General features: G+C 39.0%; 14 protein-coding genes. All 14 read right to left on the reverse strand.

Annotated elements, in window-relative coordinates; genetic code table 11:
• Positions 1 to 384 precede the first annotated feature (384 nt).
• A complete protein-coding gene (locus tag ACMZ6U_RS02745; RefSeq protein WP_416106110.1) occupies positions 385 to 927 on the reverse strand; it encodes a hypothetical protein in 543 nt (180 codons plus the stop codon).
• 1 nt (position 928) lies between these two features.
• On the reverse strand, positions 929 to 2,122 hold the full coding sequence (locus tag ACMZ6U_RS02750) for an ATP-binding protein (RefSeq protein WP_416106111.1): 1,194 nt from the start codon (positions 2,120 to 2,122) through the stop codon (positions 929 to 931).
• A 319-nt stretch (positions 2,123 to 2,441) separates the two neighbouring features.
• Positions 2,442 to 4,943 carry a leucine--tRNA ligase gene (gene leuS / locus ACMZ6U_RS02755; protein ID WP_416106112.1) on the reverse strand — a complete coding sequence of 834 codons (2,502 nt, stop codon included), beginning with the start codon at positions 4,941 to 4,943 and terminating at the stop codon, positions 2,442 to 2,444.
• Between the two features lie 161 nt (positions 4,944 to 5,104).
• A complete protein-coding gene (locus tag ACMZ6U_RS02760; RefSeq protein WP_416106113.1) occupies positions 5,105 to 5,992 on the reverse strand; it encodes an ROK family protein in 888 nt (295 codons plus the stop codon).
• A 29-nt stretch (positions 5,993 to 6,021) separates the two neighbouring features.
• Positions 6,022 to 6,459 (reverse strand): YhcH/YjgK/YiaL family protein, encoded by a 438-nt coding sequence (locus ACMZ6U_RS02765; RefSeq protein WP_416106114.1) that lies wholly within the window; start codon positions 6,457 to 6,459, stop codon positions 6,022 to 6,024.
• Between the two features lie 15 nt (positions 6,460 to 6,474).
• Positions 6,475 to 7,446, reverse strand: coding sequence for an acetylxylan esterase (locus ACMZ6U_RS02770; RefSeq protein WP_416106115.1), 972 nt, complete (start codon positions 7,444 to 7,446; stop codon positions 6,475 to 6,477).
• Positions 7,447 to 7,459: 13 nt separating this feature from the next.
• A complete protein-coding gene (locus ACMZ6U_RS02775) occupies positions 7,460 to 8,965 on the reverse strand; it encodes a sodium:solute symporter (protein WP_416106116.1) in 1,506 nt (501 codons plus the stop codon).
• 13 nt (positions 8,966 to 8,978) lie between these two features.
• Complete coding sequence (locus ACMZ6U_RS02780) at positions 8,979 to 9,899, reverse strand: dihydrodipicolinate synthase family protein (protein ID WP_416106123.1); 921 nt, start codon at positions 9,897 to 9,899, stop codon at positions 8,979 to 8,981.
• A gap of 24 nt (positions 9,900 to 9,923) precedes the next feature.
• On the reverse strand, positions 9,924 to 10,628 hold the full coding sequence (locus tag ACMZ6U_RS02785) for an N-acetylmannosamine-6-phosphate 2-epimerase (RefSeq protein ID WP_416106117.1): 705 nt from the start codon (positions 10,626 to 10,628) through the stop codon (positions 9,924 to 9,926).
• A complete protein-coding gene (locus ACMZ6U_RS02790) occupies positions 10,628 to 11,458 on the reverse strand; it encodes a MurR/RpiR family transcriptional regulator (RefSeq protein ID WP_416106118.1) in 831 nt (276 codons plus the stop codon). Before ACMZ6U_RS02790 ends, ACMZ6U_RS02785 begins: the two co-directional genes overlap by 1 nt.
• Before the next feature lie 335 nt (positions 11,459 to 11,793).
• A complete protein-coding gene (gene mmuM, locus ACMZ6U_RS02795) occupies positions 11,794 to 12,753 on the reverse strand; it encodes a homocysteine S-methyltransferase (protein WP_416106119.1) in 960 nt (319 codons plus the stop codon).
• An 8-nt stretch (positions 12,754 to 12,761) separates the two neighbouring features.
• Positions 12,762 to 14,138 (reverse strand): amino acid permease, encoded by a 1,377-nt coding sequence (locus tag ACMZ6U_RS02800; RefSeq protein WP_416106120.1) that lies wholly within the window; start codon positions 14,136 to 14,138, stop codon positions 12,762 to 12,764.
• A gap of 143 nt (positions 14,139 to 14,281) precedes the next feature.
• On the reverse strand, positions 14,282 to 15,280 hold the full coding sequence (locus tag ACMZ6U_RS02805) for an acryloyl-CoA reductase (protein WP_416106121.1): 999 nt from the start codon (positions 15,278 to 15,280) through the stop codon (positions 14,282 to 14,284).
• A gap of 68 nt (positions 15,281 to 15,348) precedes the next feature.
• Entirely contained in the window at positions 15,349 to 15,891 is a 543-nt protein-coding gene (nusG, locus tag ACMZ6U_RS02810) for a transcription termination/antitermination protein NusG (protein ID WP_416106122.1), read from the reverse strand.
• Positions 15,892 to 16,118: the final 227 nt, after the last annotated feature.

A 16,118-nucleotide genomic window follows, 5' to 3' on the forward strand; every position in this document is an offset into this window, starting at 1 on the left:
CGCCCCTTATGTGGCTAGCATACCATAACAGAAAACTATTATAGAACCAAGCACTTCAGGTTAGAGAGGCTATTGCCTTCAAATGAGAAGCGGAAACTCCTTCACAAAAAGTTAGCTGTTTATAGTAATTTTTCCATTGTGAGCGCTGGTCTCTTCTGTTAGACCTCATCTACCCTAGCACCTACAACATAAAATGATAGGTATTTTTCGCTAGTCATTATCTGATTTCCAAAACTCACATTACTCAAAGAAAACACTGAAAGAAAGCTGTTTATTGATTTCAAAATAAGTCTATTCAAATTTTTTTCTATTTTAACACAACTGGTGTCATTTAGCTATTTGGCAATTACTAGAGTAGCATATAGTTACAAGCTATGGCAAGGTTTATTTACCATCGTCAAGCTCTAGTTGGTAATAACTATCAGCCATCATTTCCTCAAAACCATATCCCATACCTAAACTACGCTCAAAACAATCTTCAACTTGTTGCCGGTATTGTTCCAATAGCTCAGGATGCTCCAATAACATTGTAATACCCTCATCAAATCGACGAGCAGTCGTGTCATAAAATTCAACCCACATATCACCAAAGTGATCCGTATAAGCTGTGGCGTAGTCAACAAAATACAAGCACAATTCCCCATAACTAGTTGGCGATTTGGAAACTCGTTTGTACTCCTTTAAGATAGTCTTGGCTAGCTTAAAATCCATCCCTAATCCACTTTCAGCATAGAAAGCCTTATAAAGTTTTTTGCGGTATTTCTCTAACAACTCCTGGTCTCTGACTTCCCCTAAAATAGTTAGATTAATGAACTGTTCTGCTTCAATACTATTTTTGTATAAATGTACTAAAAGATTCTCAAGTTCTTTATCATCTAACTCGCGAATTTTCTTTCGCAATTGTGGAATCGTCAACGCTCTAGCCATGTTAAACTCCTTCTAGTAAAAAGTCTGTTAAATGTATAATGTCGACACCATCTATCTGTCCAACATCATCCCAAGAATTGGTGATAACGATTTTTTTATGTCCAGTAGGCAAATGTAATAAATTGTCCGTTTCTCTTGTTGAATGTTCAGGTAAACGATCCGTCACCTGAATATATAAGACCTCATCATACTTACTAGCAACAAAGTCAATTTCTTTAGTATCATACTTTCCTACAAAGACGCCATAACCTCTACGTTTTAATTCAAGGAAAACTAAATTTTCAACCTTTGTTCCCCTATTTGCCATTGGTTTATGCAATTGAGAGGTGATTAAACCTAAATCAACCGTATAATATTTAGCTTGGCTTTTTAATAACTCTTTTCCTCTAATATCGTATCGACTGGCTTTATAAAATAAGAAGGAGTCTTCTAGTAACTGGATATAGGATTCAATCGTCGCGTTACTAACTTTTCGACCCGTTGAACGAATGGTGTTCGCAATTTTATTAGTAGAGACCAACTGTCCCACATTATCTAAAAGATAGGTAGCCACACGATTTAAAATTTCAGGTTCTTTAACAACCGCTCTCTTTGTAACATCTCTGTATAAAATACTATTATATATTCCCGATAAAACATCTTTTTTCAAGGTATCATCTTTCTGTAAAACTACCGATGGAAATCCCCCAAAAGTAAGATAGTCTTGAATATAGCGTTGTCCCTCAAAGTCATCTAAGGCTTTAAAAGTTAAATACTCTCTAAAAGATAAGGTGTACATTTTTAATTCAAGGTATCTTCCAGTAAGATAGGTTGCTAACTCTCCTGATAAAAGTGAGGCATTGGAACCCGTTATAAAAATATCACAATCATAAGCAACACGAAGACCATTGATTAATTTTTGCCACTCACTCACTTCTTGAATCTCATCAAAAAGAAAGTAGCATTTCCCATCGGTTGAAATGGTCTCTTTGATGTAGTCATATAGCTTCTCATGAGTATCATATTTAAAATAATCAGGATGTTCAAAATTAATATACATAATGTTTTCAGCAGAGACCTTACGATCACGTAATATTTGAAAAATCATCTTCAATAAAAAAGATTTCCCTGATCTTCTAACACCTGTAATCACTTTAATGAATTCAGTATCAATTAATTTTTCAGCCTGCTTAATGTAGTATTCTCTTCTAATCATACCGTATTCCTTCTTTCACTTCTTTTAGTATACTACAAAAAAATATTAAAAACATCATTTTTTAAAGTATGCTAGAAATTTTATCAAAAACAAGGAATTTTTACAGTATACTAAAAATTAAATCGAAATCAAAAAGTTTTTGCAGTATACTGGAAACTTTTACAAAATCACCAAGAATTTCCACTGTGCTGAAAACTTTTGGCAAGTACACCGCTCTTTCTGTCAATTCAAATAAGCTTACTCTTGTGAGTAAGCTTATTTCTAATGATAATTGTTCACTTTATATTTTGGAACTTTTCCTTATAATCAAACATCACGTTTATCTTACAACGATATTGACCAATTTATTTGGTACCGCAATCACCTTAATAATCTCTTTGCCTGCAATTTCAGCTTGGATCTTCTCGTCTGCCATAGCGAGAGCTTCCAGTTCTTCGCGGCTAGCGTCTTTTGGAACGATCAATTTAGCACGGACTTTGCCTTTGATTTGGACAACGATTTCGATTTCATTTTCCACAAGTTTGCTGTCGTCCCATGTTGGCCATGACACATATGAGATAGACTCCCCTGATGCGGTCAAGCCTTGCCACAATTCTTCACCCAAGTGTGGTGCGAATGGGGCAATCAACTGTACGAATCCTTTGGCATAATCAACAAAGAGTTTGTCTTCTTTATTGGCTGCGTTGACAAAGATCATGAGCTGCGCAATAGCCGTATTGAATTTGAGCTCTTCGACTTGTTCTGTCACGGCTTTGACAGTTTCATGGTAGACCTTGTCCAATGCTCCGCTATTTTCCTCGGAAATCTCTTTAGTCGTAATGAGGCGGTAAACGCGGTCAAGGAACTTACGAGCCCCTTCAAGACCTTCTTCAGACCAGGCGATAGAGGCATCTAGTGGCCCCATGAACATCTCATAGACACGAAGGGTATCAGCCCCGTACTGCTCCACCACATCATCAGGATTCACCACATTTTTGAGGGATTTAGACATTTTAGCAGGTGCTTGCTCAAGCTCTTCACCGGTTTCGATGTTGAAGAATGAACCGTCACGTTTTTCAACCTTGTCTGTCGCAACAAGTGCCCCACGACTATCTCGGTAGCTTGTACCCAAAATCATGCCTTGGTTGAAAAGTTTTTGGAAAGGTTCTTTGGTCGGTACCACACCCAAATCATAGAGCACCTTGTGCCAGAAACGCGCATATAGCAAGTGAAGAACGGCATGCTCAGCCCCACCGATATAGATATCAACTGGTAACCACTGTTTGAGGAGATCCTCATCAGCTAACTTCTCATCATTATGTGGGTCAATGTAGCGAAGGTAGTACCAGCTAGACCCAGCCCATTGTGGCATGGTATTGGTCTCACGGCGACCTTTAACCCCATCTTCACGAGTGACTTCAAGCCAGTCTGTGATATTAGCTAGTGGTGATTCCCCAGTTCCTGATGGACGAATGTCCTTGGTCACAGGAAGGACAAGTGGCAAGTCGCTCTCTGGAACGGCTGTTGATGTGCCATCTTCCCAATGAATGATTGGAATTGGCTCACCCCAATAGCGTTGACGACTAAAGAGCCAGTCACGAAGACGGTAGTTGACTTGTTTTTTACCGAAGCCATTTTCTTCTAGGAAATCAACCATCTTGTCAATTGCTTCTTCTTTATTAAGACCATCAACAAAGCCTGAGTTGATGTGAAGTCCATCTTCAGTGTAGGCAGCTTCTTCAACATTACCACCTTCCAAGACAGGAATAATATCTAAACCAAATTGTTTGGCAAATTCCCAGTCACGTTCGTCATGGGCAGGCACCGCCATAATAGCACCTGTTCCGTAGCTAGCAAGAACATAATCCGAAATCCAGATTGGCATTTCTTTGCCATTGACAGGGTTAATAGCATAGGCACCTGTGAAGACACCTGTTTTTTCTTTGGCTAAATCCGTACGTGCCAAGTCAGACTTGAGGCTGGCAGCACGTTTGTATGCTGCGATAGCTTCTGCTTGTTCTGGTGATGTGATGATATCTACCAAGTCATGCTCAGGCGCCATAACCGCATAAGTAGTCCCAAAAAGCGTGTCCGGACGAGTAGTGAAGACTGTAAAGTCTTTATCTGTATCTTTGATTTTGAAAGTCACATGAGCACCTGTTGATTTACCAATCCAGTTGCGTTGCATGTCCTTGATTGACTCTGGCCAATCCACTTCTTCCAAATCTTCCAAGAGGCGCTCTGCGTAGGCTGTGATTTTAAGCATCCATTGGCGCATTGGTTTGCGGATAACAGGATAACCACCACGTTCAGATGTTCCGTCAGGAAGGACTTCTTCGTTGGCGATGGCTGTTCCTAATTCCTCAACCCAGTTTACAGGCACTTCAGCTTCATAGGCCAATCCTTTTTCATATAATTTCGTAAAAATCCACTGTGTCCATTTGTAGTAGTTAGGGTCAGTTGTGTTGATTTCACGATCCCAGTCGTAGGAGAATCCTAGCGCATTGATTTGACGTTTGAAGTTGGCGATATTTTCCGCAGTAAATTCTGCAGGGTCATTACCAGTATCCATAGCGTACTGCTCCGCAGGCAAACCAAAAGCATCCCAACCCATTGGGTGAAGAACATTATAGCCTTGCGCACGTTTGAAACGACTAAGAATATCTGTCGCTGTGTAGCCTTCAGGGTGTCCGACGTGCAAACCAGCACCTGATGGGTAAGGGAACATATCAAGTGCGTAAAATTTAGGTTTTGACGCATCTGTTCCTGTTTTAAAAGTGTGATTTTTAGCCCAAAAACCTTGCCATTTGGGTTCAATTTCCTTGTGATTGTAGAAAGCCATGTTTGTTTCTCCATCAAAATAGTATAGTAGTCTTATTATAGCACGGAATAGCACAAGAAAAAAGGCAGAAATCGGTGATTTCATGCCTTTGTACCATTAGATTTTCATATCTATCCAAGATTGTATGAGCAACACCTATCAACCTACTATACTTACTTAGTTTAAAAACACGTCTTTAACAAATGATAGACTGCTCCTAGTCGTCCTGCTTCATTTCCCAACTGAGTACTCTCAAGGGATCTGGGTAGAAACTGAGATGCTTGTAATCTATTTTCTAATCGCTCTTGTAACTGAGGGATTAAAATATCTGATCTAGCTAAAATACCGCCTCCAATTAATACTTTTTCAGGATTAATAACATATAAAATTGGTAATAGTCCTTTTACAAAATAATCCACAAATTGGGCAATCACAGCCTTAGCGTCTTCATCATCTTGGTCATAAGCTTCAAAAATGGCTTTTCCTGTAGCTCTTGTCAGATTTTTCCTCTGGCAATATTCCTTAACCATAGCTGTTGTAGAGGCTTTATTTTGCCAGACATCCTGATCAATAGGTAGATAACCTACCTCACCAGCTGAGTGGGCAAAACCTCTCCAAACTGAGTCATTTAAAACAATTGCTCCACCAATCCCTGTACCAACAGTTAAGCAAATAAAACTAGAGGTAGATTGACCTGCACCCAACCAAGCTTCTCCTAAGGCAGCACAATTAACATCATTATCAACAGCACAAGGCAGGTTAAATGTCTCTTCTACCACTTGTTTTAGAGCAGTCCCTTTATAATCAGGAATCGTTGGTCCTGCGTAAACCACTTCTCCCTTTACTGAATCAATAACTCCAGCACTTGATATCCCAATGCCATCTAGGGTATGACCTGAATCAAGATAGCCAGTAATTAATCGCAAAAGACTATCAATGATTTGATTGCTACCTTTTTGAAGATCAACAGGAGTCGGAATTTCTCTAAACTCTTGTTGCGAAGAGCCCTTTTCATCATAGACATCACTTTTGATACTAGTACCACCAATATCAATGCCTAGTAATCGCATGCCTTTCTCCTTTCATCAATCCAAAAACTTTACATGGCAATTTTAAACACGATTTTCTTTATCATTACAGAATCCGTAACTTTCAAACCTGTTTTATGAGCATCTTCTTTATCAAAAATGAGCACATTCCCAGGTAACAAAACCAGCTCACTAGCTTTTTCCCCTGTCATCTCCTGCCAATCACTTTCTGTATCATAGTTGCCCAAACTCATCTGATCTAGGAAATTATGATAAATGCGCTCTTCTCCAGAAATAATATAATGCACATCATACTCTCGACGATGACTCTCCCAGACACGCTTATCCTCGGTAGTTGACTCATACTGAATCACGTTAAAATAAAGGTCATCATTGACAGGATGCATACCTGTTTCAAGGTTTAGAAGATCTAAATCCGCTAAGATTGGTTTTATTAAATCTAATAAAACATGTTTTTTTGCATGATCAATGGATGGATAAACTTCCATATTTTTTCTCCTCTTTTAGAACTCAAAGGTTATTTCTGAACCTGTCAACCAATTAAAAATTGTATCGTTCAACTGAACATTAACGGCATCATGACCATACTCTGGTAATAATAAATGCTCTTTTTCAGTTGTCAATCGATTATAAATGGCATACTGAGTAGATGGGAAACAGACATTGTCATCTAAACAGGTCACAAATTTTACAGGACAGTTAATTAAATGGCTAAAATTCTTAATATCAATATAAGATAAGGTATTCAAAATATCCTCTTCTGTCTGATGAAATGGATCATGAAACTTAAAATATCGGAATAATTCATCATAAGCTTCGCTATGATTACCTAGCTCAAGGATCCTTTTAAAATCACCTAAAAACGGATACACAGTCACACACTTTTGTATCTTTGGATTTAAAGCAGCAGCGACTAAAGCTAAGGCTCCTCCTTGTGATCCTCCATAGCTGAATAGACGATTCTCATCTACCTTTTCAAATTCTGAAACAATCTCAATTAAACTATAGACATCTAGATAGACATCCTTATAAAAGAGATGATCTGGACCATCTACCATCCCTCTTATGATTTGACCTTTAACAGTATTCCCGTTGAAAGTGGCGTTATCTAAAGAACGACCTGATTGTCCACGAACATCCATAGCCACAACACCATATCCTAGAGCTGCATATGAGAACAAAACCGACCAGTCTGGATTTTGTCCCATGTAACCGTGAAAATGAAAAATCACAGGAACTTTTTGGTCTACTTTTGGAAAAACACAGCGTGCGTAAACATTACCCTTGTTCGTCCCATTAAAATATAAGTCAATGCATCGGATATTTGGAGTATTAAAATCCTTTTCTTCAACGACGTGAAAAATCGTTTCTGGTAATGAGGCAATATTCTTTTCCCAAAATGCATCGAAGTCTTCTGGTACCTCTTGCCTCCCCTTGTAAGTCTGCATCGCGTCTAAAGTCATTGTATCTTTCATAGGTCACCCTCTTTTAGTCCTCTGTTAAATCATCTGATAAAGTATGAATCGTCAAATTGGTAAGCTGATTGTTACCTTTAAAGAGTAAACTAAACAAGTAGCCGAAAACAACTGTTGCTACAAGTGCTAAGACTGCCACAAGAAGTGCCGATACCTTAGCATTATTAGCTATGAAACTAATCAAAATACTGCTTACAAAACCAAAAAGTGCGCCTTTAGCATTAGCCTTTGTCGTAAATATACCGAGGACGAAGAGACCAACAACTGGTACGCCAAACATTCCTGAAACCGCTAGGAAAATATCCCATGTTGATGAAGAATTTCCTGCAATAAAGTAAAGAGTAATCAGTGTACTAATTGTTCCAGCAATAATAATCACCCAACGTGCTAACCACACATCTGACATTGATTTCAAATGGTTATTGAAAAAACGCTGTTTAAAGTCAACGACAAAACATGACGAAATCGCATTAAGACTAGATGAAATCGTTGATTGAGCTGCAGCAAAGATAGCAGCAATAACCAAGCCTGCAAGACCTGCCGGTAGTTGTGTCACAATAAAGTATGGTACGATAGCACTGGTGTTAAAATCTTCTGGTAGTTGACCTGTATGAGTATAAAAACTGTAGAGAACAGTACCCATTCCAAAAAATAGTGGGATAGCAGATAAAGATAACCAGCCAGAGGTCCACAATGACTGTACCGCTTCTTTTGTTGATTTAGTTGTCAAAAAGCGCTGGACTACATCTTGACTTCCTGCATATTGATATAAGGTGTTAGCAAATTGACCAATAAAAATAAGAGGAATAAAGCTTGCCAAATTAGCCATATTAAAATTATTATTTACAGAAATAAATTTCTGGTGTTCAACAGTATCTGTCAATAGGGTTGCTAACCCACCATCAACTTTCATCAAACCAACAACTATAACAAGTAAAGCACCTGCCAATAAAATGATTGCTTGAATCGCATCACTCCAGATAACCCCTTCAATACCACCTAAGAAGGTATAAATCACACATAATAGACCGACAATAGCTGCAATGAGAAAAGGGTTAATATCCGTCACAGAGGTAATCGCCAGAACTGGCAAATAGATAACAACTGCCATACGACCTAAATGATAAATCACAAATAAAAAGCTACTCATAGCACGTAAGGTTGTGCTAAAACGCGCTTCTAAATATTCATAAGCCGTCGTAACATGTAGCCTTCTAAAAAACGGAATGAAGTATTTAGCCATTAAAGGAATGATTAAAAAGATAGTTAAGGTCCCTACAGCATAAGACCAATCCGTTAAGAAAGAACGTTCTGGCACAGCCATAAAAGTAATAGAACTTAAAGTCGTTGCATAAACACTTAAACCTGCTGCCCAAGAAGGGACTTTACCATTCGCCTTGAAAAAAGCATCGGTACTCTGACTAGATTTCTTGGTGAAATAAGCCCCCACTAACAACATAATGCCTAAATAGAAAATAACCATGAACCAGTTTAAGGCTCCAAATGATACTTTATCCATAGCTCTCCTGCTCCTAATTAATAAATGTCGAACGTGCTTCTGTGATCAGTTGCGCTGCTTCTTTGGCAATCTCTATATCACCTTCTGCAAGTGGCTCTAAGGGGCGTCTTACTGATCCTAAATCAAGATTTTCATTAAGGCGTAAAACTTCTTTAATGACAGCGTATAGGTTTGCTTTTCCTGAGACCATCTTATAGATAACATCATTGATAGCATACTGTAACTTCTTAGCTGTTTCCAAATCTTTTGAGGCAATCAAATCATCTAATTTCAAAAAGAGATCTGGCATGACTCCATAAGTTCCACCAATACCTCCCTCAGCTCCCATGAGGCGACCGCCCAAAAACTGCTCATCTGGACCATTGAAAACAATATAATCAGAACCAGCTTCAGCTGCAAATAATTGAATATCCTGAACTGGCATTGATGAATTTTTAACACCAATAACGCGTGGATTTTGACGCATTTCCGCATACAAACTGCTTGTTAAAGCAACTCCTGCTAACTGAGGAATATTATAAATAATAAAGTCAGTATTTGGTGCTGCTTGGCTAATATCATTCCAATAGCGAGCAATCGAATAGTCTGGAAGCTTAAAGTAAATTGGTGGGATGGCTGCAATTGCATCTACTCCCAAAGCTTCTGAATGTTTAGCTAGTTCCATGCTGTCTTTTGTATTATTACAAGCCACATGATTAATAACAGTCAACTTACCTTTCGCCACCGACATAACAGCTTCAATAATAAGTTTACGATCTTCTACGCTCTGGTAAATACATTCACCTGAAGAACCATTGACATAAATCCCTTTTACACCTTTATCTATATGATACTGAACAAGTTCTTTTACACGCTCTGTACTAATCTCCCCATCAGCACCATAACAAGCATAAAATGCTGGAATAATACCCTTGTATTTATCTAAATTTGTCATCATGAATTCCTTCTTTCTTTATCTTTATTTTCTTTTTGCCGCTTCAATAAATGGTTTCGCTATAACTAAGGGTCTGGTAATAGCTGAACCGACGACTACACAATCCACTCCAAGTTCTAGGACTCTCTTCACCTTTTCAGGAGTACTAATATTTCCTTCCGCAATAATAGGAGTGCTCAGCTTCTCTCTGGCTTGTCTGATCATTTCAAAATCGTTAGAGTCAATCACTAAATGCTTACTTTGTTCAGTGTAGCCAACCAGAGTCGTCCCAATAAAGTCAAATCCTAACTTTTCTGCTGTAAGCATTTCTTCTAAAGTTGAACAGTCAGCCATCAGTAATTGCTGAGGGTAGCTTTTTTTTATCGTTTTAACGAATGCTTCCAAAGACTCATCCTTAGGACGTCTGGAAACAGTCGCATCTAGAGCGATGATGTCAACACCGGTTTCAACCAAAGCATCCACTTCTGCCATGGTCGGTGTGATAAAAGCATCTGCTCCTTCATAATCTTGCTTGATAATTCCGATAATAGGTAAATCGACAACTTCTTGTATCTCTACAATATCACGCACACTATTAGCACGAATCCCCACAGCGCCAGCTTCTTTAGCCGCTTTAGCAAAGAGAGGCATGACACCTCCTTTTTCAGAATACATAGGTTCTCCTGGCAACGCTTGACAAGAGATGATCACACCCCCCCTTAGTTTTTCCAGTATGTCTTCTCTAGACATTAAGATTCCTCCTTATCAATAATCGTTTGCTGATAACGCTCTTGTTTCTCTTGATGATCAATAGCCAAATAATAAGCAAAGAGACAATCAAACACAAGCAACAATGGAAACTGTGGTGAAATACGATTTCCATAAGATAAATTAGCCGTTGAAGCTAGAAGAACCAGTTCATCCCATGGGATATCTGCTTCAATGGCTTTTTGAGTCGTCATCAAAATCGTTTTAGCACCACGTTCTCTAGCCTTATCCAAAGCTTTGATAACAGATTTTGTTTTTCCAGAAATGGATGCTCCTATCACAAGACAGTTCTCATCTGTCAAAAGGCTTGACCAGATCATCTCATCATTATCTGTCACAATATCACAAACAAGACCCAGCCTCATGAAACGCATCTTTATCTCTCTGATAGCTTGAGCAGAGCTACCTTTACCATAAAGATAAATCCGTTTGGCCTGATCAATCAAACTCGTCACTCTAGTCAATTGATTTTCATCCAAAATCGAATAAGTCTTCTGTAGTAACTGGTCATAATCAGCCATGACACGTTTGGTAACTTCTTTTCTGAGCAAATACTGCTTCTGCTCGTCCTCTTCAGCCATAGATTTTTGGTAAAAATAACTGAATTCTCGATAACCTGCAAAACCACATTTTTTAGCAAATCTAGTCAAACTAGCCTTTGAAACATGTAGTTTTTGACAAATAGCTACCGCTGATAAGTCTATCTCTTGAGGCTCATCCATAAAAAAATGAGCAATGTCTTTTTCTGTACTTGTCATTGAGTCTAAGTACGATTCAATCAGTGGTCCTATTTTTTTAGTTAAATCTGTCATATGAGCTCCTATGATTCCAGTATAGCGCTTACATTGTTTTATTTCAATAGTTTCTCAAAAATAGAAAATAGTTTCAAAAATAAACCAAAACATTAAATTGTCAGTTCTTTTTTGAAACTATTTTCTTCATAATGATAAATCACAAAAAATAAAAGAAGGCTAATTGATGCCTTGTAGAACATCATTTCTGCTATCTTTCTTGTCTGAGTTTGAACCTTTAAATCTCAGATAAATAGGCTAGAAAAGCGCTATCCTTACAACATTCATAGCCTGCATCGTCTCTAACCTAAACAAGAAATATCAAAGAGGCTAGAAATGTCTAGCCTCTTCAAAGATTATATTTTTCCAATCTGTTTTTTGATATGAGCAATATCCATTGGTCTAGTTCGGCAGCATCCTCCGACTATCTTTAGGTGTGGGAACTGGTTTTTCCATTTAGCTTGACAGTCTGGAACGGATAATTCTCCATCTTCACCTTGATGCCATGTCTGGGTGCTTCCATCATAGATTTCTCCAGAATTTGGATAGGCCAGGAGCGGTAGTTCTGTCAGGTCTGATAAGCTCTCTAAAATTTTTTCAGATACACTTGGAGAGCTACAATTCACACCAACAGCTAAAAGTTGCGGACAAATTGCAAGTATTTCCACTACTTCTTCTAATGGTGTTCCATCAGACAAAAACTTCCCATCCTGCGAGGTTATACTCAAGTAAGCCTCTAACCGTGGAAACTCTTCACTTAATAATTCTGCTAAGGCTTTGATTTCCAGTTTATTAGGCATGGTTTCCAGAGCCAATAGATCCACTTCTTCTGCCACAAAGAGTTCAATTCGAGGGCGATGAAAATCCTTTAAAGCCTCTTTGGTAACTTCCCCATACTCACCGGTATACTCCGAGCCATCTGCTAGATAAGCTGCGTAAGGACCAACGTCACCTGAAATAAGTGGATAATGACGTTCTTGCTTTTCATTTTGAGACAGTTCCTGCCAAGCTTCTTCTCTAGCAGCTTTTGCTAAAGACACACTTTTCACAATAAGTGTTTTCGCCTCATCAACCGATAAACCAACATCAACTAAACTGGCAAGACTGGCTTGATAGGTTGACGTGGTCACAATATCTGCCCCTGCTAAGACATAGTCCCTATGTATCGTTTGAATAACTTCTGAACCATCTAATAAGAATTTTGCAGACCACAAGTTACCACTAATATCATAACCTCTGGCTTCTAATTCTGTTCCAAGAGCACCGTGTAAAATGGCCGGTCTTTCGTGCTCTAACAATTGTTTGAATTTTCCCATAACTTTTCCTACCATTTCTTAAATTTCCAACGGTGATACCCGTAACAAAGAATCATAAAGGGAACACCAAAGTATAGACCAGCTCGCTGTGACGGATCCCAAGCAATACCAACGACTGACACGAGCAAAAGGACAATTGTAATCCAAGGCAAAAGCGGTGAATAAGGTGTCTTATAAGATAATTCTGAAAGATCGTGCTCTTTCAAGAAGCCTTTGCGGAAATTGATTTGTGCTAATGGAATCGATAACCAAGTGATGACAACAGCAAAACCAGCAATCGATACAAGTGCTAGGAAAATGGTATCTGCCGTATAAATACTAGCGACCAGAGCGATAATGACACCAATCATGGACAACCACATGGCCCTCATCGGTACACCATTCTTGTTGATACGCACTACATTTTTACTAATCATGCCTTCATTAGCCAAAGACCACAGCATACGACTTGAAGCATAGAGACCTGACGTTGATGCCGATAAAATGGCTGACAGGATAATGACATTCATAATATCAGCCGCATAGGGAATGCCAATCTTGTCCAAAACTAACACAAATGGCGCTTCTGTTACACCTGCCTCAGACATGGGCAATAAAGAAGCCAAGACAATCATGGTCAAGACAAAGAAGGCAACTAGCATCCCAATCGTTGATTTAATGGCACGAGGAACAGCTTCTTTAGGATTATCGGTTTCACCAGCAGCGATACCAATCATCTCAACCCCAGAAAAAGCATAGTTAACTGACAACATAACTGAAATCAAGCCAACAACGCCATTTGGTAGATAGCCTTCTTTACTGATGTTGGCAAAGAGTGGTGCTGAGGTCGCCCCTTCAAATGGTAAAATACCAAAAACAGCTAGCAAACCTAGAATGATAAAAATTAAAATAGCATAAGCTTTGATACTCGAAAAATAAGTCTCTGCCTTAGCAAACCAGCCGACACTTAACATATTTAAACCAAAGACAAGAACTGCAAAAATAGTTGCAAAGATCCAGACTGGCACATCAGGAAACCAACGCTGAGTTAACAAAGCTGCACCTACAAACTGCGAGGCTAGGGCAACAACCCAGCACAGCCAATACATCCAAGCCACCATAAAGCCTGTTCCAGGGCTAATAAATCTAGTTGCATAGGTATGAAAGGACCCAGTGACTGGCATGGCTACGGATAATTCTCCCAAGGAAAACATAACCAAATAAACCATGATACCACCAAATAAATAAGAAAAAATAGCTCCAAATGGTCCTGCTTGTGCAATCGTGTAACCCGAACTCAAAAAGAGTCCTGTTCCAATCACACCTCCGATTGAAAGCATCTGCAAGTGACGACTAGTCATCTCTCGCTTATACTGCCCCTCATGTTCAAAATGATGATTCTCCATAAGATCTCCTTACACTTCATTTTCCTTTTTCATGAAAACAACCATAAATAGTCGTTCTAACTATAGTACCATGATTCTAAAGATTGGTAATATAGTTATTTTTGAAAGGAGGGTATAGGGAAAGGATATAACAAGAAAATGAATTATGGATAATCAACCTCTACCACTGTTCTCCCTACATGGCGACCTTCTTTTAGGGCTTGGAGGCTTTCTGGAATGTCTTCAAGGATAATAGTATTTGTTTTGAGTTTTCCTAGGATAGTTTTTGCATCAGCTAAGGCTTTCCAAGCTTCTAGTCGTTTGTCTTGGCTGATTTGGACAGAATCAATCCCTAAAAGATTAACGCCCCTGAGAATAAAGGGTAAGACATTACTATTCAAAGAAATACCTGCTGCGTTGCCACAGAGTGACATAGCTCCATTATAAGCAACTTGTGGAATAAGATGACTAGCGACATCACCACCAACGGTATCTAGAACATAATCGTACTGCTCTTTCAACAGAAGCGGTTTTTCTTTGATAAAGATAGCTTCTGGTCGGATAACTTGGTCTGCTCCCAAGTCTTTGACAATAGCTTCTTGGTAATCTTTGCGAATCAAGGCTGTCACATTGTGGTAGCCGCGCTCTTTTAATAGTGCTATAGCAACTGATCCCACACCGCCACTAGCTCCTGTGACTAAAACACGTGCTTCTTTTCTCTCAGAGAGACCAGCATTTTCCAAAGCCAAAATTGATAAGATGGCAGTCAACCCAGCTGTCCCGTATATCATCACATCCTTGAGGGATAAATTTTCTGGTAGGGGAACCACCCAGTCTTTAGGCACACGTGCGTACTGAGCAAAGCCACCTGTATGAGACATGCCCATTTCGTAACCTGTTACAAGAACCTCTTGCCCTTTGACAAAGTCATTACTTTCTGAGGAAACCACCGTCCCTGCTAGGTCAATCCCTGGAACCATCGGATAGTGACGAATAACGCCGCCTTTAGGCTGAACAGCTAGCATATCCTTATAATTGAGGGAAGTGTAAGCTACCTTGATGACAACATCGCCTTGGCCAAGGTCAGCCAGGGTAATCATTTGGGCAGCAAACTCTAGTTGTCCGTTAGTTTCTTCCAAATACATCGCTTTAAAATGATCCATTATATCTCCTTTACTAAGCAAAAAGACTCCACAAATCTGCAGAGTCCTTGGTCTTATGATTTTCTTATTTATGCCAACTCCGCAATTTGGTAAAGTTCAAGATCAGCCTGAGTTTCAGTACCGAACATATTAATCATGAGTTTTACCTTGTTACCATCAATTTCAATAACACGACCCTCTTGACCCATGAAGGCACCGTCGATGATTTGAACCACATCGCCAGCTTTGATGTTGGTATCAAAGACGTCAACTGTTTGTCCCATAGAAACGAGGATAGCGCGGATTTCTTCCTCTAAAAGTGGGGTTGGTTTTGAACGGTTACCGTGTGACCCAACGAAACCAGTAACATTTGGGGTGTTACGCACAACGAACCATGCTTCGTCAGTCATCACCATTTCCACCAAGACATAACCAGGGAAACGGTTTTCTTCGATTTCTTTGGTCTTACCATTTTTTTCAACATTAACGGTTTGTGTTGGGATTTCAACACGTAGAATATTGTCTAACATACTGTAAGTTTGTGCACGTTGTAAAAGATTTTCTTTTACTTTGTTTTCATAACCTGAGTAAGTTTGTAGCACAAACCAGCCCTTATCAAATGAATCTAACATGATTTTCTCCTTTTTTAATAACGTGATAGATGATTGTTTATCTTCAAATAAGAGACTCTAGGCAGTTACCAACTTATACAAGAAGTCTTATAGCCGAGCCTTCAAGCCTTGTGCCCTAAAATGGCATAATAAAAAGCCTATATGGGCTAGATTGATGTCTTCATTATATCATACTTGCTCATTATTTGACTAGAAAAACAAAAAAATAAGCTGGTTTCCCAACTTAT

The organism is Streptococcus pluranimalium, assembly GCF_047785745.1.
In the GTDB taxonomy this organism is placed as follows: Bacteria; Bacillota; Bacilli; order Lactobacillales; family Streptococcaceae; genus Streptococcus; species Streptococcus pluranimalium_B.